Source organism: Comamonas sp. 23 (genome assembly GCF_049601575.1).
In the GTDB taxonomy this organism is placed as follows: domain Bacteria; phylum Pseudomonadota; class Gammaproteobacteria; order Burkholderiales; family Burkholderiaceae_C; genus Comamonas; species Comamonas squillarum.
In genome coordinates this window covers 291,331-311,782 of the sequence record NZ_CP187127.1, presented here as the reverse complement: position 1 = coordinate 311,782, position 20,452 = coordinate 291,331, and the positions used below count along the sequence as shown (strand labels likewise).

18 protein-coding genes are annotated in these 20,452 nt (G+C 65.2%); 9 read left to right on the top strand and 9 right to left on the bottom strand.

The annotated features are described in order from the left end of the window. The first annotated feature begins 19 nt into the window (after window positions 1–19). From ACPEE1_RS01230 to ACPEE1_RS01215, 4 genes are read left to right on the top strand one after another with little or no spacing between them, the layout of a single operon-like run. A complete protein-coding gene (locus tag ACPEE1_RS01230) occupies window positions 20–385 on the top strand; it encodes a Zn-ribbon domain-containing OB-fold protein (protein ID WP_423935006.1) in 366 nt (121 codons plus the stop codon). Between the two features lie 14 nt (window positions 386–399). Next, window positions 400–1,593 (top strand): thiolase, encoded by a 1,194-nt coding sequence (locus tag ACPEE1_RS01225; protein WP_423935005.1) that lies wholly within the window; start codon window positions 400–402, stop codon window positions 1,591–1,593. A 32-nt stretch (window positions 1,594–1,625) separates the two neighbouring features. Beyond that, the gene (locus ACPEE1_RS01220) at window positions 1,626–2,786 is read left to right on the top strand and encodes an acyl-CoA dehydrogenase family protein (RefSeq protein WP_423935004.1); all 1,161 of its coding nucleotides are present in this window, start codon (window positions 1,626–1,628) and stop codon (window positions 2,784–2,786) included. After that, window positions 2,783–3,241, top strand: a complete 459-nt coding sequence (locus ACPEE1_RS01215) for a PaaI family thioesterase (protein WP_021027471.1) — start codon at window positions 2,783–2,785, stop codon at window positions 3,239–3,241. The genes ACPEE1_RS01220 and ACPEE1_RS01215 overlap by 4 nt, the downstream gene beginning before the upstream one ends. A 381-nt stretch (window positions 3,242–3,622) precedes the next feature. On the opposite strand, the gene minE is transcribed toward ACPEE1_RS01215, so the two are convergent. The 6 genes from minE to ACPEE1_RS01185 all read right to left on the bottom strand — a co-directional run bounded on the left by minE (window position 3,623) and on the right by ACPEE1_RS01185 (window position 8,874). After that, window positions 3,623–3,880 carry a cell division topological specificity factor MinE gene (gene minE, locus ACPEE1_RS01210; protein WP_021027472.1) on the bottom strand — a complete coding sequence of 86 codons (258 nt, stop codon included), beginning with the start codon at window positions 3,878–3,880 and terminating at the stop codon, window positions 3,623–3,625. Window positions 3,881–3,885: 5 nt separating this feature from the next. Beyond that, a complete protein-coding gene (gene minD / locus ACPEE1_RS01205; protein ID WP_116927431.1) occupies window positions 3,886–4,698 on the bottom strand; it encodes a septum site-determining protein MinD in 813 nt (270 codons plus the stop codon). 67 nt (window positions 4,699–4,765) lie between these two features. Continuing rightward, complete coding sequence (minC, locus tag ACPEE1_RS01200) at window positions 4,766–5,497, bottom strand: septum site-determining protein MinC (RefSeq protein ID WP_423935003.1); 732 nt, start codon at window positions 5,495–5,497, stop codon at window positions 4,766–4,768. A gap of 190 nt (window positions 5,498–5,687) precedes the next feature. Further along, a complete protein-coding gene (locus ACPEE1_RS01195; protein WP_165841241.1) occupies window positions 5,688–7,169 on the bottom strand; it encodes a hypothetical protein in 1,482 nt (493 codons plus the stop codon). A 92-nt stretch (window positions 7,170–7,261) separates the two neighbouring features. Further along, complete coding sequence (locus ACPEE1_RS01190) at window positions 7,262–7,924, bottom strand: hypothetical protein (RefSeq protein ID WP_423935002.1); 663 nt, start codon at window positions 7,922–7,924, stop codon at window positions 7,262–7,264. 11 nt (window positions 7,925–7,935) lie between these two features. Further along, window positions 7,936–8,874, bottom strand: a complete 939-nt coding sequence (locus ACPEE1_RS01185) for a double zinc ribbon domain-containing protein (RefSeq protein ID WP_423935001.1) — start codon at window positions 8,872–8,874, stop codon at window positions 7,936–7,938. Between the two features lie 287 nt (window positions 8,875–9,161). On the opposite strand from ACPEE1_RS01185, the gene ACPEE1_RS01180 reads away from it, so the two are divergent. The 3 genes from ACPEE1_RS01180 to ACPEE1_RS01170 all read left to right on the top strand — a co-directional run bounded on the left by ACPEE1_RS01180 (window position 9,162) and on the right by ACPEE1_RS01170 (window position 13,745). Continuing rightward, the gene (locus ACPEE1_RS01180) at window positions 9,162–10,454 is read left to right on the top strand and encodes a solute carrier family 23 protein (protein ID WP_116925290.1); all 1,293 of its coding nucleotides are present in this window, start codon (window positions 9,162–9,164) and stop codon (window positions 10,452–10,454) included. A gap of 237 nt (window positions 10,455–10,691) precedes the next feature. Beyond that, window positions 10,692–12,212 (top strand): acetyl-CoA hydrolase/transferase family protein, encoded by a 1,521-nt coding sequence (locus ACPEE1_RS01175; protein WP_116925291.1) that lies wholly within the window; start codon window positions 10,692–10,694, stop codon window positions 12,210–12,212. 231 nt (window positions 12,213–12,443) lie between these two features. Further along, entirely contained in the window at window positions 12,444–13,745 is a 1,302-nt protein-coding gene (locus tag ACPEE1_RS01170; RefSeq protein WP_116925292.1) for an MFS transporter, read from the top strand. Window positions 13,746–13,826: 81 nt separating this feature from the next. Here the strand turns inward: ACPEE1_RS01170 and ACPEE1_RS01165 are convergent, their stop codons facing one another. Then, window positions 13,827–14,807: a YihY/virulence factor BrkB family protein gene (locus ACPEE1_RS01165; protein WP_116925293.1), complete on the bottom strand. Its 981-nt coding sequence runs from the start codon at window positions 14,805–14,807 to the stop codon at window positions 13,827–13,829. Window positions 14,808–14,909: 102 nt separating this feature from the next. Further along, window positions 14,910–16,763: a flavin-containing monooxygenase gene (locus ACPEE1_RS01160; RefSeq protein ID WP_423935000.1), complete on the bottom strand. Its 1,854-nt coding sequence runs from the start codon at window positions 16,761–16,763 to the stop codon at window positions 14,910–14,912. 280 nt (window positions 16,764–17,043) lie between these two features. Between ACPEE1_RS01160 and ACPEE1_RS01155 the strand changes: the two genes are divergently transcribed. Together ACPEE1_RS01155 and ACPEE1_RS01150 are read left to right on the top strand one after the other, a co-directional pair. Further along, window positions 17,044–19,008, top strand: coding sequence for a sigma-54-dependent Fis family transcriptional regulator (locus ACPEE1_RS01155; protein ID WP_423934999.1), 1,965 nt, complete (start codon window positions 17,044–17,046; stop codon window positions 19,006–19,008). 118 nt (window positions 19,009–19,126) lie between these two features. Further along, complete coding sequence (locus tag ACPEE1_RS01150) at window positions 19,127–19,387, top strand: DUF7661 family protein (RefSeq protein WP_260718516.1); 261 nt, start codon at window positions 19,127–19,129, stop codon at window positions 19,385–19,387. A gap of 193 nt (window positions 19,388–19,580) precedes the next feature. On the opposite strand, the gene ACPEE1_RS01145 is transcribed toward ACPEE1_RS01150, so the two are convergent. After that, window positions 19,581–20,417, bottom strand: coding sequence for an aminoglycoside phosphotransferase family protein (locus tag ACPEE1_RS01145; protein ID WP_423934998.1), 837 nt, complete (start codon window positions 20,415–20,417; stop codon window positions 19,581–19,583). Window positions 20,418–20,452: the final 35 nt, after the last annotated feature.

The following is a 20,452-nucleotide window of genomic DNA, read 5'->3' as shown; positions in this document are numbered from 1 at the left end:
TCCTCAGAAAGATTCCGCAATGACACCCTCGATGTCAAGCCAGTACCAGGCTGCATTGGATACGGGCAGCTTCCAGATTCAGCGCTGCAAGGCCTGCGCCCAGGCCATCTTCTACCCCCGTGAGCTGTGCCCGCATTGCGGCAGCGATGCGCTGGCCTGGGAGCAACCCAGCGGCCAGGGCACGGTCTACTCGACCACAGTGATCCGCCGCAAGACCGAGGCTGGTGGCGACTACAACGTCGCGCTGGTGGACCTGGCAGAAGGCCCGCGCATGATGAGCCGCGTCGAAGGCATGGCACCGGCCGATGTGAAGATCGGCATGGCGGTGAAGGCCGAAGTCATCGAGCACAACGGCAAGGGCCTGGTGGTGTTCAAAGCCGCATAACGAGGGATAAAAACATGGCACAAGTACATACCAGCAGCGGCCTGCGCGCGCTGCGCGGCAAGGCCGCCATCACCGGCGTGGCCACCTATGGCTGCGGCGAAGCCCCGGGCTCGGACGACATGCTGCTGCTCGCCCGCGCCGCCCATGCGGCCGTGGCCGATGCGGGCCTGACGATGCAGGACATCGACGGCCTGGCCACCTGCAGCGTCAACGCCACCATGTGGCCCATGCCGGTGATCGAGCACCTGGGCATCAACCCAAACTACGTCAATGGCACCATGCTGGGCGGCTCCAGCTTTATCGCCCACCTGCTGCCCTCGATCATGGCCTTGGAGGCCGGCCAGTGCAAGCATGTGCTGGTCTGCTACGGCAGCGCCCAGCGCTCGGCCGCCTTTGGCCGCAAAGAATCGACCGCTGCGCGCAAGTTCATGGACCCGCAGCCCTTTGAGCACCCGTTTGAGCCCACGATGCCGGTCGCAGCCTATGCGATGGCTGCGGCCCGCCACATGCACCAGTACGGCACCACACGCGAGCAGCTTGCGGCCGTCGCCGTCTCGGCGCGCCAGTGGGCGCAGAAGAACCCCGAGGCCTTCATGCGCGATCCGCTCTCCATCGAGCAGGTGCTGGGCGCGCGCATGGTGGCCGATCCCTTCACCGTGCGCGACTGCTGCCTGGTGACCGATGGCGGCGGCGCCTTTGTGCTCAGCCGCGCAGAAGACGCCCAGCGCGGCCCCAACGCCCCCATCTATGTGCTGGGCAATGCCACGGCCTGCTGGAACCGCCAGATCTCGTCGATGCCCGACCTCACCGTCACCGCTGCGAGCCAGTCCGGCGCGCAGGCCTTTGCGATGGCAGGCCTGACAGCGCAGGACATGGATGTGGTCGAGCTCTATGACGCCTTCACCATCAACACCCTGCTTTTCCTGGAAGACCTGGGCTTTGTCAAAAAGGGCGAGGCCGGTGCCTTTGTTGCCAGCGGCGCGATTGCGCCGGGCGGCAGCCTGCCGGTCAACACCAATGGCGGGGGCCTGTCCTGCGTGCACCCAGGCATGTACGGCATCTTTGCGCTGATCGAGGCGGTGCGCCAGCTGCGCGGCAACTGCGGCGAACGCCAGGTGGCGGGCGCCCAGCTGGCACTGGCCCATGGCAATGGCGGCACCTTGTCCAGCCAGGCCACGGCGATCCTGGGCACGGCGGCAACGCTCTGACCTGCGCTACAGAACACAACAGAGAACCATCCATGATTCGAGACCCAGAAACCCTGGAGGCGCTGCTCGACAGCGTGCGCCGCTTTGTGCGCGAGCGCCTGGTGCCCGCCGAAAACGAAGTCGCCGAGACCGACGAGATCCCCGAAGCCATCGTGCAGGAGATGCGCGAGCTGGGCCTGTTTGGCCTGACGATTCCCGAGCAGTTCGGCGGTCTGGAGCTGACGATGGAGGAGGAAGTGCATGTGCTGCTGGAGCTGTGCCAGACCTCGCCCGCCTTCCGCTCGGTGATCGGCACCACGGTGGGCATCGGCTCGCAAGGCATTCTGATGGATGGCACCGATGCCCAGAAGGCCGAGTGGCTGCCACGCCTGGCCACCGGCGAGGTGATCGCCTCGTTCGCGCTGACCGAGCCCGAAGCCGGCTCGGACGCCGCCTCCCTGCGCACCACCGCCGTCAAGCAGGGCGACCACTACCTCGTCAACGGCACCAAGCGCTTTATCACCAATGCGCCCCATGCCGGCATGTTCACCCTGATGGCGCGCACCAACCCGGCCGACAAGGGCGCGGGGGGCGTCTCATCCTTCATCGTCGATGCCAAGAGCCCGGGCATCACCTTTGGCAAGTACGACAAGAAGATGGGCCAGCGCGGCGCCCACACCTGCGATGTGATCTTTGACAACGTCAAGGTGCCCGCCGCCAACCTGATCGGCCTGCAAGAGGGCCGCGGCTTCAAGACCGCGATGAAGGTGCTGGAAAAAGGCCGCATCCACATCGCCGCCGTGGCCGTGGGCTGCGCCAAGCGCATCCTGCGCGACGCGCTGCAGTACTCGCTCGAGCGCAAGCAGTTTGGCCAGGCGATCTGCGACTTTCAGCTGGTGCAGGCCATGCTGGCCGACAGCCAGGCCGAGCTGTATGCCGCCGAGTGCATGACCATTGACGCCGCGCGCCGCCGCGACGCGGGCCAGAACGTCTCGACCGAGGCATCGAGCGCCAAGATGTTTGCCACCGAGATGTGCGGCCGCGTGGCCGACCGCGCGGTGCAGATCCTGGGCGGCTCGGGCTATATGGCCGAGTACGGCATCGAGCGCTTCTACCGCGATGTGCGCCTGTTCCGCCTCTACGAAGGCACGACCCAGATCCAGCAGATCATCATTGCGCGCAACATGGTGCGCGACGCCAAGGCCGCCGCATGAGCACCACCCCACCCCGCCAGCAGCTGAGCATCGAGGACCTCAACACCCGCGTGCCCTTTCTGCGCCTCATCGGCGCGCGCCAGGACCCGAACTTTGAAGACGGCATTGTGCGCGTGCACCTGCCCGACCTGCGCGAGGAGCTGTGCAACCAGCTGCCCGCCGCGCATGGCGGCATCCTGATGACCCTGCTGGACGTGGCCATGTCCCGCGCTGCGGTGCTCGCGCCCGGCGCGCCGTCGAGCACCGCCGTCACCGTCGAGATGTCCTCGCGCTTCATCTACCCGGGCCGTGGCCCGCTGGTTGCCGAAGGCTGGGTCATCAACCAGGGCCGCTCGCTGTGCACCTGCCAGGCCAACATCTACGACGCCAACCGCCGCATCCTGGCCACCGCCCAGGGCACCTTCAAGTACTGGAAAGCCCACGCCTACGACAACACGGCCGAGCCCAGTGCATAACTGAGGGGAAAAGCACGGCCATGTGCATAGTTTTGTGGATAAGCCGCTGACTTATCCACGACCCACCAGAAGTCCACCGACTTACCCCCAACGAAAACGCGACCCGAAGGTCGCGTTTGTTTTTGAAGAACGGAAAACAGGATGGTGATTCCGGTATTCAACAGCTAGGAGCAGCGCGCACAGCGCCCAAGCCACCCACCCCAATGGCGAGATGGGCCCGCAGGCTAGGCGTGGCGCCGCAGACAATACTTTGGTATGGCAAGGCGCCACAACAACGCATGCGGGCCCATATCGCCACCCAAAAACGAAAACTGCCAAAGTCCCATCCAGAACAAGAATCCGCCAGAGCACACATGCACCCAGGACAGGATCCCCACCGACTTACTTGTCTGGAAGCTCGATTTTTACTTCAAGAACTTCAAGGTTGTCTTGTCGTTCCAGGTTGACGCGGACGTCATCCGGATTGATGGAGACGTACTTGGCGATCACCGCCATCAGCTCTTTTTGCAGCGCAGGCAGATAGTCCGGCTGGTTGTTGCTACGCCCAGTGCGCTCACGCGCCAAAATAATCTGCAGCCGCTCCTTGGCGACCGACGCGGTCTTTTTCTTTTCACCCAAGAACAGGGACAGCAAGGACATTGAACTTACCTCCCAAAAATGCGTTTGAAGAAACCAGGCTTTTGCGCATCGGTAAAGCGCATCGGCTTGTCTTCACCCAAAAAGCGTGCCACCACATCCTTGTAGGCTTCGGACACATCGGTCTGGTTCAGGTTGATCGCAGGCGTGCCCTGGTTGGACGCCTGCAGCACCGACTCCGACTCGGGAATCACACCAATCAGCGGAATGCGCAGAATGTCCTGGATATCCTCCAGCGACAGCATCTGGCCGTCCTGCACCCGGTTGGGGTTGTAGCGGGTGATCAGCAAATGCTCCTTGATCGGATCGCCGCCATCGACGGCGCGCTTGGTCTTGGAGCTGAGCATGCCCAGAATGCGGTCCGAGTCACGCACGGAAGAGACCTCGGGGTTGGTGACCACCAGCGCCTCGTCGGCAAAGTGCATGGCCATCAGCGCCCCGCTCTCGATACCGGCGGGCGAGTCGCAGACGATGAAATCAAAGTCCATCGCGGCCAGGTCCTTGAGGATCTTCTCGACCCCCTCCTGCGTCAGCGCATCCTTGTCGCGCGTTTGCGAGGCGGCCAGGATGTAGAGGTTCTCGAGCTGCTTGTCCTTGATCAGCGCCTGGTTGAGGTTGGCCTCGCCCTGGATCACATTGATCAGGTCATAGACCACACGGCGCTCGCAGCCCATGATCAGGTCCAGATTGCGCAGGCCGACATCGAAGTCGATCACCGCAGTCTTGTGCCCGCTCAGCGCCAGTCCGGCCGCAAAGCTTGCACTGGTGGTAGTTTTTCCAACTCCGCCCTTGCCGGAAGTTACAACGACGATTTTTGCCATCTTTCGATCCGATCCCTTTACGTCCTCAAATGTCCAAAGCCCGGTGCGGGCCGTCCCCGTGCGCCTGTCACAGCGGTTCGATCAACAGTTTCTCACCTTCAAGCCGCACCACGGCTGCCTTGCCCGACAGCTCGGCGGGCCAATCCGACTCGACCGTGCGGTAGATGCCCGCGATGGACACCAGCTGCGGCTCAAAACAGGTGCAATAAATACGTGCACTCTTATCCCCCCGGGCGCCGGCCACGGCCCGGCCCCGCAAGGGCCCGTAGACATGGACGTTGCCATCGGCAATCACCTCGGCGCCGTAGCTGACGATGGCGTTGACGATCACATCGCTGCCCGCCGCATAGACCTGCTGACCCGAGCGCATCGGTTTGTCGACCCGCATGGTCGCCTTGGCCGGCAGCTGCACTTCCTTGATGACCTCGACTTCGACCTCGCGCACTTCGGGCTCAGCCGCCTTGCGCGCAGGTGGCGCCTCGGGCGCGGCGATCAGCCCCGCCGCATAGGCGCGGGCCATCTGCGCCTCGCTGCCGCCGCGCACCGCCACCGGTGTGGTGCGGTACTGGCGCAGCAAGGCCACCAGGGCAGAAAAGTCGATGTCCTCATCGGCCTCGCGCAGCTGCGCCAGATCGACCAGCACCGGGTCGTGGTCGAAGAAGGCGGAGTCGCTGCCAAAACGCTCGGCAAACTCCTGCGCCAACTGCTCCAGGTCGGCCGAACGCAGTGCGAACGCAACCACCGGCAACTGGGCGCTTTTCATATCGAAACCGCTGCGCTGGGTCGTTTCACCTGACATGGTTATAAGCCGATCTAGTTACTGGACATGAATCGGCAAAGTGTAACCTGCCTGACGTGAATCGCCGCAGCCGGTCTGCCGTTTTGCCCGGATTGACAACACTCTTTTACCAATGAAGCCGCGCTTACGGGCGGATACAGAGTGCCATGAAAAAGGGCGCTTGCGCGCCCTCAAAGAATGCCACAACCCGTCAAGGCTTGAGCTGGAAGCCGCAGTGGCCGCAGAACACATCGTCGGCCGCCACCACTTCAAAGCAGCTGCGGCAGCGCAGCAAGGGCTCGGAGGCCGCCTGTGCCGCTGGGGCTGCCGCAGGCGGCAAGGCCGAAGCTGCCGCGCCGCCAGCCACCGCTGCGCCACCCAGACCCGCTGCGGTAGCTGGCGCTACGGGCGGCTGCACGGGGGCTGGCGCCACCACGGGTGCCGGGGCCACAGGGGCTTGCGACACGGGGGCAGGTGGTACCGGAGCCACGGGCGCCGAAGGCGGCACAGGCGCAGGGGCGGGTACCGGCGCGGACGCTACGGGAGCAGCCGGTGCGACAGGTGCGACCGGCGCAGGAGCCGGGGCAAAGATATCGTGGTGCGGTGCCACCGGTGCGGCTGGCGTCACTGGCGCCACAGGCGCTGCCGGGCCTCGTGCCGCAGCACCCTGGTGGCCATGGCCATCCATATGCGCGGCGTGGCGCACCTTGTCGGCCGCTTCACGGGCCATGCCCTGGGCCTGGCGGGCCTTTTCGCGCGCCAGGTCAATGCCGGCCTGCAGACTCTCTTCGGTGCCCTGCTCATCGAGGCCATCGGTGACCATCAGGTAGATGATGTTCACGCCCATGATCATTACCTGCATGGTCAGCGCCATCAGCACCGCAAACAGGATCACGGTCGACAGCGTACCGGCCAGCATATGGCCGCTGCTGGCCATCGCGCCAAAGGCGGCGGAGTTGCCCATGCCGCCCATCGAGGCCATCATGCTCGGGCCAATCACGCCGCTGGCAATGGCCGTCATGTAGGCAAAGCCGGGGATGAAGCCGGTAAACACCACCAAGGTGATCACGGTGATGACGATATAGAGCGCCAGCAGCATCAGCACCAGTGGCACCAGGCGCGTGCGCACGACAGCCACCACCAGCGATACGGCGCGGCGCAGCGAGCGGCCGTCCCAGATCGCCGGCGCGAGCAGTGGCGCGGCGACCCAGTACAGCGCGATGAAGAACACCGAGGCGGCGATCACCATCACCGGGTGGGCAAAGAACAGCAGGATCGGTCCGATGAACGGGATCTTGCAGACGAAATACACAATGGCCGCCACCAGGCACAGGCCCAGCACCACGGCCAGCACCAGCAGACCAAACAGGATAAATCGCGGCACACACAGCAGGCCCGCGCGGATGGCGGCCGCCACGCTGCGCTGCTCCACATCCTTGGCCTTGTCCTGCAGCAGGATGCCGACGGCCGACATGCCGGCCGAGAACACCACCGAGGCGATGACCAGGAACAGCAGCGCCAGCAGCATGCTGCCCGCACGGGTCGCCAGCATCTGGCCGCCCACCATCACCAGCCCTCCGGCCAGCCAGGTCAGGAACGACAAGCCGAGCACGCGCCACTGGGTCAGCCCCTCGGCCGCTCGCATCAGTTGGCCAAAGTCAATGGACTTCAACATCGATTGGGGAGAAGACATCTGCGATTCCTTCGTCGTTTTTACCGTATAGCTGCTCCGCCATGGCCTGCGCAGGCGCTTTCATGGCGGAGATGGGGGGATGGGCCGCCTGCTCAGTCGATGCGGCTGGGCCAGGGTTTGGCCTGGATCACGAAATGCTCGACACCGGCGGGCACATTCTTGTCGGCCGATTTCTTGACCTCGACCGGGTTGCCGGCCTCGGTGGGCGCGGTGCCGGAATTGGTGTTGACCTTCTTGGCGCGCAGATCACGTGGCGAGACGGTGACAAAAATCGTGGCGCCGCCGCGGTTGTCGGCCATCATCGTGGCAATGTCCTTGATGGCGACCATCGCATCCTTGTGCTCCTGGCGCGACTTGGCGGCCCAGGGCAGATCGAGCGAGACCGAATCGAGCACCGGCATGGCGCGCGTGGCGGGCGACTGGCTGGTGCTGAAGACCTGCTCGGTGGTCATGGTCTTGCTGCCTTCCTTGATGCGCTGCTTGGCAGGCAAGGCGGACATGGCCTCGACGGCACGCAGGCGCAGGGCCTCGGCCTCGTCGATCTCGCCCTTCATCTTCTGCTCCCAGGTCACCAGGGCAGGTGGCACGGCAGGCTCACGGCAGCCGGGGGGCGATGCGACACCACATTCGACCTGCACCGGTACGGCCGGCGCGGGAGCCGGTGCGGGAGCCGGTGCGGGTTCTGGCGGCGGGGCAGCACAGCCGGCCAGCGCGAGCACCGACACCAGGGCGGACATTTTCATCAATAGTTTCACAAGGCTCTCCTTCAATTGAGCAAATCATCCAAAGTCTGTTTGCGCACCGGCTTGCGCACCGCCGGGCGGGCCGGTGCAGGTGCTGGGGCGGGCGCTTCCTCCACCGCCACCGCTGCGGCCGCAGCATCCTCGGCGGGCGCTGGCGCCAGCAGCGTTTCATTGGGGGCGAGGGCGGCATCGGTAGCGACCATCGCAGGCGCTGCGGCCTCTACCGGCACCGCCACATCAGCGGCCACGGGCTGGGCGGGCGCTGCCGGTGCGGAGACACTGGGCGCAGCCACCGCGCCACCGGCCGGGCGCCCTTGCTGGCTCGTCCACCACCAGGCACCGCCACCGGCCAACACGGCAATGCCCAGCAGCGCCAGCACGATGCGCAGCCCCTGCCCGCTGGGGGGCGGCGGGGCTTCAGGCATGGGGTTGCGCAGCTGCGCGCTGGCGCGCGGCCGCAGAGGGGGGTCCGCTGCGACGGGAGGGGCACGCTTGGCAGAGGCATCGGTCTCCCACAAGGGCACCTCGGGCTCGCGCAACGCGGGCGCCGGCACGGCCGCTGCCGGGCTCGCCGCCGCGCCGCCAATCACCATCGCAGCGCTGGTCTGGATGCGCTCGCCGGGCGGCAAGCTGGAGGGCGGCAGGGAGCTGTCCTGCACATTGCCAAAGACCAGAATGGCCTTTTCTTCGGCCACGCTCAGCGGCGCGTCCCAGTAGGGAGCCGTGTCCTCAAAACCAGGCGTCTCTTCAAACCGGCATCCGCATTGCTTGCAAAACAGCGCCTGGCCCTTGCACAGCGCGCCGCAATCGGGGCAGGTGGCGTAGGCGGCCACCGGCGCAGCCGGCGCACTGCGGGGGCTGGCTACGGCCTCGGGCGCCGCTGCGCTCTGCACCTTGCAGCCGCATTTTCGACAGAATTTAGCGCTGGCGGCCAATGCCTCGCCACATTGCACACAGTTCATGGAAACCCTCTCTCCCGAAACAGGCCGGTTGCTGCAGGCAACCAGCCGTATTTGTTCTCAATGTCATTGTGATTATCTATCGCATTCACCCAACAATCCAGTGCTACCGCACCACAGCCTTGCGCCGACCCGGGCATGCGGGGCCTTGCAGTCCCCGCTCTGGCGCTGGTTAGAGAGTTTCCCTCTCTCTACAAGGCTTGCCAAATTCACTATGATGCAGCACCTTTTCTCTCGCTCGCCTGCAACTGCCCCTCCCGGAGCAGCCCTGCCTGCGGCCTGCCAAAACCATGTCTGATTCCTTCCTTCCCCGCTGGCGCGAAGTGCGCCCGGGTGCTGATGATGTTGTCGCGCCCGATGAGCGCCTGCCCTGGCCACAAACCTCGATCATGGGGGTGCAGCATGTCATCGCCATGTTTGGCTCGACCATTTTGGCGCCCATTCTGATGGGTTTTGATCCCAATGTCGCCATTTTGATGAGTGGCGTCGGCACTTTGATCTTCTTTTTGATCACCGGCGGGCGCGTGCCCAGCTACCTGGGATCGAGCTTTGCGTTCATCGGCGTGGTGATTGCCGCCACCGGCTACGCCGGCTCCGGGCCCAATGCCAACATCGGCATGGCGCTGGGCGGCATCATCGCCTGTGGCCTGCTCTACACCTTGATCGGTTTTATCGTGCAGGCGGTGGGCACGGGCTGGATCGAGCGCTTCATGCCACCGGTGGTGACGGGCGCGATCGTCGCCGTGATCGGCCTGAACCTGGCCACGGTTCCCGTCAAGAACATGGCCAGCAACAACTTCGAGAGCTGGATGCAGGCGATGACCTTTGTCTGCGTTGGCATGGTGGCCGTGCTCACCCGGGGCATGGTGCAGCGCCTGCTGATCCTGGTGGGCCTGATTGCCGCAGCTGTCCTCTACGCCCTCCTGACCAATGGCATGGGCCTGGGCAAGCCGGTGGATCTGTCGGGCCTGGCCACGGCCGCCTGGATTGGCATGCCCAATTTCTCGGCACCCCAGTTCAGCCCCCAGGCGATGGTGCTGATCGCCCCGATCGTGATCATCCTCGTGGCCGAGAACCTGGGCCACATCAAGGCCGTGACAGCCATGACCGGCCGCAACCTGGACCAGTACATGGGCCGAGCCTTCATCGGTGACGGCGTGGCCACGATGGTCAGCGGCGGCGTGGGCGGCACGGGCGTGACCACCTATGCAGAAAACATCGGCGTGATGGCGGCCACCCGCATCTACTCCACCGCGGTGTTCATGGTCGCTGGCCTCATCGCGCTGCTGCTGGGCTTCTCGCCCAAGTTCGGCGCGCTGATCCAGGCCATTCCACTGCCCGTCATGGGCGGCGTATCCATCGTGGTGTTCGGCCTGATTGCAGTGGCCGGCGCCAAGATCTGGGTGGAAAACAAGGTGGATTTCTCGCAGAACAAGAACCTGATCGTTGCGGCGATCACCTTGATCATCGGCACCGGCGACTTCACCTTGAAGTTCGGCAGCTTTGCGCTGGGCGGCATCGGGACCGCGACCTTCGGCGCGATCATCCTCTACCAACTGCTCAACCGCAGCGACAAGCGCTGAGCGGCACGCCAACGCATCGCTAAGCCCGGTTGTCCCGGGCTTTTTTTATGCGCTAAATTGTTGCAGTGCAACAATAAATTGCCAGCGCAGTAGCACTTATCCACAATCGGGTATTCCCGGATCCTTAATGGTTTCGGGTGCAACGACTGCTAAGATTTGCCCGCCTCGCAGCCCGGCCTTTGCCGCCGGGCAGCATCTGTAGACAATAACGAAAACACCTTCCTGGAGTCTCCCCCCATGTCGTTGAATGACCGTGTGCGCTGCAGCGCGCTGCACTCCCGCATCATGTCCGCCGCCGACGCGGCCGCGCTGATCCCTGCTGGCGCCAATGTGGGCATGAGCGGCTTCACCGGCGCAGGCTACCCCAAGGCCCTGCCCCAGGCCATCGCAGCCCATGCCAAGTCCGAGCATGCCGCCGGCCGGCCCTACAAGATCAATGTCTGGACGGGCGCCTCCACCGCTGCCGAATGCGACGGCGTGCTGGCCGAGGCCGCTGCCATCGGCCAGCGCCTGCCCTTCAACACCGACCCGATCGCGCGCAAGTCCATCAATGCCGGGGACATCGACTTCATCGACATGCACCTGTCCCACGTCGCCCAGCATGCCTGGTTCGGCTTTCTGGGCCACATGCATGTGGCGGTGGTCGAAGTACTGGGCATCACCGCCGATGGCCTGCTGATCCCGTCGACTGCCGTTGGCAACAACAAGACCTGGCTGGAGATTGCCGACAAGGTGATCCTGGAGGTGAACACCAAGCCTCCCGCCAAGATGGAAGGCATGCACGACATCTACTACGGCACCGCCATCCCGCCGCGCCGCGTGCCCATCCGCATGACCCACGCCGATGACCGCATTGGCGAGGGCTACCTGAAGGTGGACCTGGACAAGGTCGTCGCCGTCGTCGAGACCCACAAGGGTGACCGCGACAATGTGTTTGCCGCCCCGGACGCCAACTCCAACACCATTGCCGCCTCCATCATCGACTTTCTCTCGCACGAGATGAAGATGGGGCGCCTGCCCCAGGAGATGCTGCCCATCCAGTCGGGCGTGGGCAATGTGGCCAATGCCGTGCTGGCCGGCCTGCTCACCGGCCCCTTCGACAACCTGCTGGGCTTTACCGAGGTGCTGCAGGACGGCATGCTGGACCTGCTGCGCACGGGCAAGATGGCGCGCGCCTCGGCCACCTCCATCTCGCTGTCGGCAGCTGCCTACCGCGATTTCGAGGAGAACATCGACTTCTACCGCGAACGCATCATCCTGCGCCCGCAGGAGATCTCCAACCACCCAGAGCTGGTGCGCCGCCTGGGCGTGATCGCGATGAACTCGATGATCGAGGCTGACATCTACGGCAACATCAACTCCACCCATGTGATGGGCTCGAGCATGATGAACGGCATTGGCGGCAGCGGCGACTTTGCGCGCAACGGCTACCTGTCCTTCTTCGTCACGCCCTCGGTGGCCAAGAACGGCCATATCTCCTGCATCGTGCCGATGTGCTCGCATGTGGACCATACCGAGCACGACACGCAGATCATCGTCACCGAGCAGGGCCTGGCCGACCTGCGCGGCCTCTCGCCCAGGCAGCGCGCCAAGCTCATCATCGAGCGCTGCGCGCACCCGGACTTCCGCCCCATGCTGCAGGACTATGTGGACCGCGCGATGCACCAGTCGGCCGGCCTGCACACGCCCCACATCCTGACCGAGGCGCTGTCCTGGCACCAGCGTTACCTCGATACCGGCTCGATGAAGACCGCCTGATTCCGGACCCTGACCCCGTTTCCATGCCCCGGCAGCTGCGCTGCGCGGGGCTTTTTTGCATCTGTCTCCGACGCAATAGCGGCGGCGCGCGCTGCGGCGCACAATAGCGGCGATCCATGGCATCAGCTATGTAAAAAGCCGCAGAAGCCTTTGATAAAGCTGAACATACAGCTATCAAAAGCGAAGCACCTTAGCCACCCGTCCTACCCATAACAGCATCGGAGACCAAATATGGACACCCTGGAACAGCGCACCATCTCCAAGATCAGCTGGCGGCTCTTGCCGCTGCTGATGGTCTGCTACTTCATCGCCTACCTCGACCGCGTCAATATCGGCTTTGCCGGGGCCAGCATGTCCAAGGACCTGGGGTTCTCGGCAGCGGTCTTTGGCAGCGCGGCCGGTATCTTCTTTCTGTCGTACTTTCTCTGTGAAGTGCCCAGCAACCTGGCGCTGGAGAAGTTTGGCGCGCGCAAATGGATTGCCCGCATCATGTTCAGCTGGGGCGTGCTGTCGGCCGCGCAGGCCTGGGTCGGCGGCGCCACCAGCTTCAACATCGTGCGCTTTTTGCTGGGGATTGCCGAGGCGGGCTTTTTCCCCGGCGTGATCTTCTACATCACCTTGTGGTTCCCGGCCGCCTACCGGGCGCGCATTGTGGGCTGGTTCATGTTTGCCATCCCCATCTCCACAGTGATCGGCGCGCCCATCTCCGGCTTTATCCTCGACATGGACGGCATGGGCGGCATGCACGGCTGGCAGTGGCTGTTCATCCTCGAAGCGCTGCCCGCGATCTTCCTGACCTTTGTCGTGCTGTTCTACCTGCCCGATGGCCCGCAGGATGCCAAGTGGCTGAGCGACGAAGAGCGCGCCTGGCTGGCCCAGACCCTGACGGCCGAGCGCCAGAACCGCGAATCCATCCACAAGATCTCCTGGAAGCAGACCCTGCTCAACCCCAAGGTGATCGCGCTGGGCTTTGTCTACATGGGCATCACCGTGCCGCTCTACGGCCTGGGCTTTTTCCTGCCGCAGATCATCAAGGGCTTTGGTGGCCTGTCCAATGTGCAGGTGGGCTTTATCAACGCCTTCCCCTACCTGGTCGGCGCGATCGCGATGATCTTCTGGACGCGCGGCTCCGACCGCATGAAGGAGCGCAAATGGTTTGTGCTGATTCCGCTGGCCTGCATCGTCGCCGGCCTGCTGATCGCCGCCAACACCGCCGCACCGGTGCCCAAGATGGCGGCGGTGACCCTGGCTGCCTTTGGCATCTTCAGCGCGCTGCCCACCTTCTGGACCCTGCCCACCGCCTTTTTGAGCGGCACCGCAGCCGCTGCGGGCATCGCCTGGATCAACTCCATCGGCAACCTGGGCGGCTACATCGGCCCCACGATCTTCGGCACCTTGAAGGACAAGATGGGCAACGATGTCTACGCCGTCATGTTCCTGGCATCGCTGGCGGTCGTCGCGTTTGCACTGGTGTTCTTCATGCGCCATGACACCCGCGCCGAAGGCTTTGATGTGAAGGCCCAGGCCCACTAAGGAGCGGCTAAGCCCTCCTCCCAAAAAACAATGCGCCCTCGGGCGCATTGTTGTTGCTGCGTAGAGACTTTGAAAAGGTTCTTAGATCTGGAAATCCACGGTAGCGGCCTGCCCGGCCGTTGGCCGCAGGCGCGTGCTGTCCTCCTCGGCCCCGCCTCCTCCTTTGCCATGCAGCGCAATGTCAGCACTGTTCAGTGCGCGCGCGCAGCTGGCGGCAAACAGCAAAATAGCCGACGAGAAATAGATCCACATCAGCAGCACCACCAGCGAGCCGGCCGCGCCATAGGCCGAGACCACGGCAGCGGTGGACAGATACCAGGCCAGCACCTGCTTGCCGATGGTGAAGAGGAAGGCGCCAATGGCCGCGCCGGCAATCAAAAAACGCAGCCGGGGCTTGGTGCCGGTGCCGATACGCATCATGCCGACGAACAAGGTGACGGTGATCAGGAAGGACACGGTCTCGTTGATGACGCCCAGCAGCATGCCGGGGGCCTCGATATGCAACACGGCACCGGCCCAGCGCGTGGTCATGCTCAGCATCGTGGTGAGGACCAGCGATATCAGCATCAAAAAGCCCAGCACCAGGATATAGCCCAGGCCGCGCACACGCTGCACCAGCGAGTACCACCAGGGCGTGCCGCTCTTGTCGACTTTTTCGCCATGGTTCCACAGGCGCTCGAGCGAGGTCTGCAGCTCCACAAACACCCCGGTCGCGCCCGACAGCAGCATCACAAAACCAATCGCCGAGGCGATCAGGCCTTGCGACTTGGTCTGCGCGCTCGACAGCGCACCGCGCACCACATCGGCCACTTGCGATCCCATGATGTCTTCGACCTGGTGGATCAGGTTGCTCTCGATGTAGGAGCGATCGAGCCACCAGCCCAGCACCCCCACCAAGAGCAGCAGCAGCGGCGCCAGGCTCAGCATGCCGTAGAACGACATGGCCGCGCTCATGCGCAGACCATCGGCCGCCAGCCATTGCTCGGCCGCATGGTAGAAGGGGCGGAAAGGATTGAGCTTGCGTTGCACCCGCTGGGCGAGCGTCGAGTCTTGTGTCACCATCGCCCGATTCTGGCATCGATGGGCGGCCCGCCGGTGTCAGCCATCGGCCATAGCTGGCACCAGGTGCCAATTCCTGACATTCTGCGAACCGCCCAGGCACCCTCAGCGCAGATGGTGCACCGGCTGCAGGCCATAGACCGGGGTGGCCAGCCCTTCCTGCCGCGCCTTGAGCTGCAGCGCCAGGTACAGCGAATAGTGGCGCGACTGGTGCAGGTTGCCGCCGTGGAACCACAGCTGCGGCTGCTGGGTGGGCTTCCACATATTGCGCTGCTCGCCCTCCCAGGGGCCCGGGTCCTTGGTCGTGTCCGATCCCAGGCCCCAGACCTTGCCCACCTTGTCGGCCACCTCCTGGCTGATGAGCTCGGCCACCCAGCCATTCATCGAGCCGTAGCCGGTGGCATAGACCACCAGATCGGCGGGCAGCTCGGTGCCATCGCTCAGCACCACGGCGTTCTCGGTCAGGTGGCTGATGCCCTTGTTCTCGCCCGCCTGCAGCTTGATGCTGCCGTCGATCACCAGGTCGCAGGCGCCCACATCGATGTAGTAGCCCGAGGCGCGGCGCAGGTACTTCATAAAGAGGCCCGAATCGTCATCACCAAAGTCCAGCATGAAGCCCGCCGCTTCGAGCTGGCGGTAGAACTCGGCATCGCGCTCGCGGATGCGGTCATACAGCGGCACCTGGAAGTCGGCCATGATGCGGTAGGGCAGCGAGGCAAAGACCAGATCCGCCTTCTTCGTGGTCATGCCGCTGGCCACCGCGCGCTCCGAGTACAGATCGCCCAGGCCAATGTCCATCAGCGAATCGGAGCGCACGATATGCGTGGACGAGCGCTGCACCATGGTCACATCGGCGCCATGCTCCCAGAGCGCCGCGCAGATGTCGTGGGCCGAGTTGTTGGCGCCGATCACCACCACCTTCTTGCCGGCATAGGCCTCGGGCCCGGAATGCTGCGACGAGTGCTGCTGCTCGCCCCGGAAGCGCTCCTGGCCTTCGATGCGGGGGATGTTGGCCTTGCCCGACATACCGGTGGCAAACACCAGCTGTTGGGGGCGCAGCACCATCTGGCGGCCCTCGCGCTCCACCGTCACTTCCCACTCCTGGGCCGCCTCGTCATAGCGCGCGCCCAGGCATTGGGTGGACGACCAGTAGTTCACCTCCATCACGCGGGTGTACATCTCCAGCCAGTCGCCAATCTTGTCCTTGGGCGCAAACACCGGCCAGTGCTCGGGAAAGGGGATGTAGGGGAGGTGGTCGTACCAGACCGGGTCGTGCAGGCACAGTGATTTGTAGCGGTTGCGCCATTGGTCGCCCGGGCGCGGCTGCCGGTCGATGACGATGTGCGACACGCCCAGCTGGCGCAGCCGCGCGCCCAGCGCAATACCGCCCTGGCCGCCGCCAATCACCAGCACATAGGGCTGGCGGCTCTCGCCCAGGGTCTCGGCCTCTTCCTGCTGGCGGTCCAGCCAGGTCTTGCGGCCCCGGCGTATGCCGTGCTCGGCCCCCATCGGCCGGCGCACACCTTGCGCCTCTTCAAAGCCCTTGAGCTCCTGGATCGTGGTCAGCAAGGTCCAGATGCGCCCATCGCGAATACGCAGGTGGCCCAGGCCCCGCGCATGGCGCGCATCCACCACCAGCCAGGCGCTCAGCACGCCATCAGCCTCGATGACCTCCTCCTTCGGATCGAGCTGCAGCACCAGGGGCGCGGCGGCGTCGAGCTGCGCGGCCAGCATGTCGGCCACCTGCGCCGGGCCCTCGCAGGTCTTGAGGTTCCAGGTCAGCAGCACTAGGTCGCGCCAGAAGCAGTCTTGGGCAAACAGCTGGCTGGCGGCCGCAAAATCGCGGGCGGCCAGCGCCTGGTTGAGCTGGTCCAGCAGGGCCTGGGCGCGGGCGGTGGGGGTGCCGGCCTCAGCGGGCCTGGCATCCGGGGTGGGGTTGGCGGTGGTAGCGGTTGTCATGGCTTGTCTCCTTTTTTTGGGATATCGCAGCGGCTGAGCGGCCGCAGCTGGGCTGTTTTTGCAAGCCCCATGCCAAGCGGCCATGCTGCACTGCAACCTCCTTGCACCAGGGGCGCGCATTGCGGGTTTGCCAGCAGCGGGCTGGCAGCGGCACTGCCGCAGCCGATGCAACACCTGTTGCATGCGCCCTTTTGCACTGCAGCATGTGTTGCGGGTTAGCCTGATTGGCAGCGCCGGGGCTCGGGCACAGAATCAGCCCGGTGATTGCAGGAGACCCGCCATGCCCATCCACAGCTATACCGCCCATGTCCAGGAGCTCGAAGCCTTTGGTATGGGCTACCCGCTGCAAGGGGAGGCACGCGACCGGGCCGTGCTGGGCAGCTGGCGCCGCTGCATCGACCAGCACCGGCTGGACCCCTGCCGCACCAGCGAAGCCCATATCGTCCCCGCCGGCCAGTTGCGCGCGCACCGCGAAGAGTCCGAGCCGCTGATCCGCATTGCCCGCAGCGGGCTCGAGCGCCTCTACCAACAGCTCAAGGGCCTGGACTATGTGCTGCTGCTGGCCGACCGCCATGGCGTGGCGGTGGATTTTCTGGGCCATGACAGCGACGCCAGCGACCTGCGCAGCGCCGGCCTCTACCTGGGCGCGCAGTGGCGCGAGGATGTCGCCGGCACCTCGGCCGTCGGCACCTGCCTGGCCACGGGCGAGGCGCTGACGGTGCACCAGAGCGACCATTTCGACTTCACCCACACGCGCCTGTCGTGCACCGCCGCGCCCATCTACGACCTGCAAGGCCAGCTCGCTGCGGTACTGGATCTGTCCTTGCTGCGCTCGCCCGCCGCCCGCGCCAGCCAGCAGATGGCGCTGCACCTGGTCACCGCTGCCGTGCGCCGCGTGGAGCTGGCCAACCTGATGGCCCAATCGGGTAGCGACTGGGTGCTGCGCCTGGCGCAGTCGCCCGATTTTCTGGATGTCGATGCTGACGCCGCCCTCAGCATCGATGCGCGCGGCCGCATCCGCGCGATGACCCATGCCGCCAGCCGCATGCTGGCCGCCATTGCCGGGCTGAACTGGCGTCAGCACCCGTTGCTGACAGGCCAGCCCCTGGGCCGCTTTTTTGACACCGACCTGCAGGCACTGCCGCAGCTGATGCGCAACCGCCCGGCGCAAGAGCGCATCCTGCGCGCACGCGACGGCAGCATCTGGTTTGCCCATGCGCTGCCGCCTCAGCCGCGCAGCAGCGCGCAGCCCATCCCGCGCCCCACATTGCCAGCGCCGCTGCAGGCGCTGAACACCGGCGATACGGCCATGGGCCAGGTGCTGCACAAGGCCGCGCGGCTGGCGCCACAGGACCTGCCGGTGCTGCTGCAGGGCGAGACCGGCAGCGGCAAGGAGTTTCTGGCCCGCGCGCTGCATGCGGCCAGCGGCCGCAGCGGTGCCTTTGTCGCCATCAACTGCGCCGCCATCCCCGAGGCGCTGCTCGAGAGCGAGCTGTTTGGCTACCTGCCCGGCACCTGGACGGGAGGCGCGCACAAAGGCCGCACCGGGCTGATCGAGGCCGCCCACCAGGGCAGCCTCTTTCTCGACGAAATCGGCGACATGCCGCTGGCTCTGCAGGCCAAGCTGCTGCGCATGCTGTCCGAGTCGGAGATCACGCCCTTGGGCGCGCGTGCGCCGCGCAAGGTCGATATACGCGTCATCTCCGCATCGCACCGGCCGCTGGCCGAGCTGGCCCAAAGCGGCCAGTTCCGCGCCGACCTGCTCTACCGCCTGAACGCTGCCGAGCTGCCGCTGCCCGCCTTGCGCGAGCGCAGCGATCTGCTGGCCCTGGCCGCGCACATGCTCGCCGCCATGGGCTGCAGCCTGCGCCTGAGCGAGGCCGCACAAGCCGCCCTGCGCGCCCACCACTGGCCCGGCAATCTGCGCGAGCTGCACAATGCGCTGCGCTATGCCGCTGCGCTGGCCGAGCAGCAGATCGACCTGGAGCACCTGCCCGATGCGCTGCAGCGCAGCCCTGCTGTGGCGCAGGGGCGGGACACGGTCAGCGATGGCGCATTGGCAGATACCGCGTTGGATGGCCCTGCCTTGCGCAACGCCACGCTGGAGCAAGTCCTGGCCCAGTGCCAGGGCAATGTCTCCGAAGCCGCCCGCCTGCTGGGCGTGAACCGCTCCACCATCCACCGCCGCATCCAGCGCCAGCAGCTCAGCCGGGTGTTTGCCAGGCAGGAGGGAGAGCAGCCTTAGGCCCTTGTTCACAGTCTCCTCGAACCTCGCACGCAACACGCAAGAGCCCCGCCACGGCATCGGCCTGCGCCGCCTCGGTTAGGCTGGTGCCACCACCCCCTTGCTGCGCTGCCTGCCCATGCCCCGATACCGCTTTAATGTTTTTGGCCGCATCCTTGATCTGGAACCCGTCAGCACCGGCTGGCGCTGCTATGCCGTCGGGCAGGACGGCAAGCGCGCGCCCGTGCAATTGGCCATCCCCGCCGATCTGCCCGCCAGCGAGTTGGCCCAGTACCTCTACGACATCTACCATGAGATGGCGACGGGCAGCAGGGGCGATGTGACGGAGATGGGGGTGACGGGTGCGGGGGATGCGTCGAGGAACGCAGGCACTCCCTGAGCGGGTGTGTACGCAGCCACCAGGGATAGGGCTGGCATTCTGGTTGGCATTCGGGCGGTGCCTGAGGAGATAGCCTGCCACCCCACACCATCACGGCGCTTGCCTGGACAGCTGCGCAGCATCTTCAGCACCTGCAGCGATGCCGCTGCGGTGAGGCGCGAGCTGCCAGCCCTAAGAACCTGTTCAAAGAGCCTCAGGCCAAGGCCTGGCGAGCGAGATGCGCCACGGCCAACTCCTGGTGGGCCTGGCTGTGCGATCCGTCCTCCAAAAACCAGGCAGCAGATAAAGCGGCGTGGGCCATCACCCACCGCAGCAGGCGCTGGCGCTCCAGTCCTGCCACATCGACAATGACCGCCAACTGGCGCGCAAAGCGCAGCGGATCGGTGCAGCTTGGCAGATCCGGGTTGCACAGCACATTCACATAGTCGTAATAGCGTTCACCGCTGACGCGCTTGGGGTCTATCGCCAGCCATCCGCGCTGCCCGAAATCGAGAATATTGCGGTGGTGCGCATCGCCATGCAGCACGACCTGCTCACGCTGATCATGCAACAGCTCCTGGGTGACCATGGCGCAGTCGGCCATCAGCCCCCCTTCACGCTGCGCCATCGGCGCCAGCGACCTGAAAAAGTCCGCCAGCGGCAGCAGATGTTCCGGGGGGTCCGATGCGCGGTGGGAATGCAGCTGGGCCAGGGTGTGGCAGATACAGGCCGTCGCCGCATCATCCTCGCCTGCCAAAGCCATGCGCAGCAAATCCTGGGAGCCCATGGCGCGCTCCATCAGCAGCGCACCTGACGCGGGATCAGAGGCATAGACCCGCGCCGCGCCATGGCCACCCCACCATTGCAGCACCTGGCCGCCAATGCGCTCGTCAGCATCTCGCGTCACCTTGATCATTGCCGGCAGGCCCTCTGGCGACCCGCGCAGGCTCACCGGCAGAAGATCACTGGTCGCCGTGACCACGGGCTTGCCAGCAGCCCGTACACCCCAGCGCTGGAGGTAGACATTGAAGGGTTCGAGGTCGGAGGACATGCACCGCATTGTCGTAGACGTGCATGTGCCTGCCT

Excerpts from the sequence above, each read along its gene's own strand:
- ACPEE1_RS01230 (WP_423935006.1), top strand. The coding sequence starts at position 20 with ATGACACCCTCGATGTCAAGCCAGTACCAGGCTGCATTGGATACGGGC.
- ACPEE1_RS01225 (WP_423935005.1), top strand. The coding sequence starts at position 400 with ATGGCACAAGTACATACCAGCAGCGGCCTGCGCGCGCTGCGCGGCAAG.
- ACPEE1_RS01220 (WP_423935004.1), top strand. The coding sequence starts at position 1,626 with ATGATTCGAGACCCAGAAACCCTGGAGGCGCTGCTCGACAGCGTGCGC.
- ACPEE1_RS01215 (WP_021027471.1), top strand. The coding sequence starts at position 2,783 with ATGAGCACCACCCCACCCCGCCAGCAGCTGAGCATCGAGGACCTCAAC.
- minE (WP_021027472.1), bottom strand. The coding sequence starts at position 3,880 with ATGTCCTTGCTGTCCCTGTTCTTGGGTGAAAAGAAAAAGACCGCGTCG.
- minD (WP_116927431.1), bottom strand. The coding sequence starts at position 4,698 with ATGGCAAAAATCGTCGTTGTAACTTCCGGCAAGGGCGGAGTTGGAAAA.
- minC (WP_423935003.1), bottom strand. The coding sequence starts at position 5,497 with ATGTCAGGTGAAACGACCCAGCGCAGCGGTTTCGATATGAAAAGCGCC.
- ACPEE1_RS01195 (WP_165841241.1), bottom strand. The coding sequence starts at position 7,169 with ATGTCTTCTCCCCAATCGATGTTGAAGTCCATTGACTTTGGCCAACTG.
- ACPEE1_RS01185 (WP_423935001.1), bottom strand. The coding sequence starts at position 8,874 with ATGAACTGTGTGCAATGTGGCGAGGCATTGGCCGCCAGCGCTAAATTC.
- ACPEE1_RS01180 (WP_116925290.1), top strand. The coding sequence starts at position 9,162 with ATGTCTGATTCCTTCCTTCCCCGCTGGCGCGAAGTGCGCCCGGGTGCT.
- ACPEE1_RS01175 (WP_116925291.1), top strand. The coding sequence starts at position 10,692 with ATGTCGTTGAATGACCGTGTGCGCTGCAGCGCGCTGCACTCCCGCATC.
- ACPEE1_RS01170 (WP_116925292.1), top strand. The coding sequence starts at position 12,444 with ATGGACACCCTGGAACAGCGCACCATCTCCAAGATCAGCTGGCGGCTC.
- ACPEE1_RS01165 (WP_116925293.1), bottom strand. The coding sequence starts at position 14,807 with ATGGTGACACAAGACTCGACGCTCGCCCAGCGGGTGCAACGCAAGCTC.
- ACPEE1_RS01160 (WP_423935000.1), bottom strand. The coding sequence starts at position 16,763 with ATGACAACCGCTACCACCGCCAACCCCACCCCGGATGCCAGGCCCGCT.
- ACPEE1_RS01155 (WP_423934999.1), top strand. The coding sequence starts at position 17,044 with ATGCCCATCCACAGCTATACCGCCCATGTCCAGGAGCTCGAAGCCTTT.
- ACPEE1_RS01150 (WP_260718516.1), top strand. The coding sequence starts at position 19,127 with ATGCCCCGATACCGCTTTAATGTTTTTGGCCGCATCCTTGATCTGGAA.
- ACPEE1_RS01145 (WP_423934998.1), bottom strand. The coding sequence starts at position 20,417 with ATGTCCTCCGACCTCGAACCCTTCAATGTCTACCTCCAGCGCTGGGGT.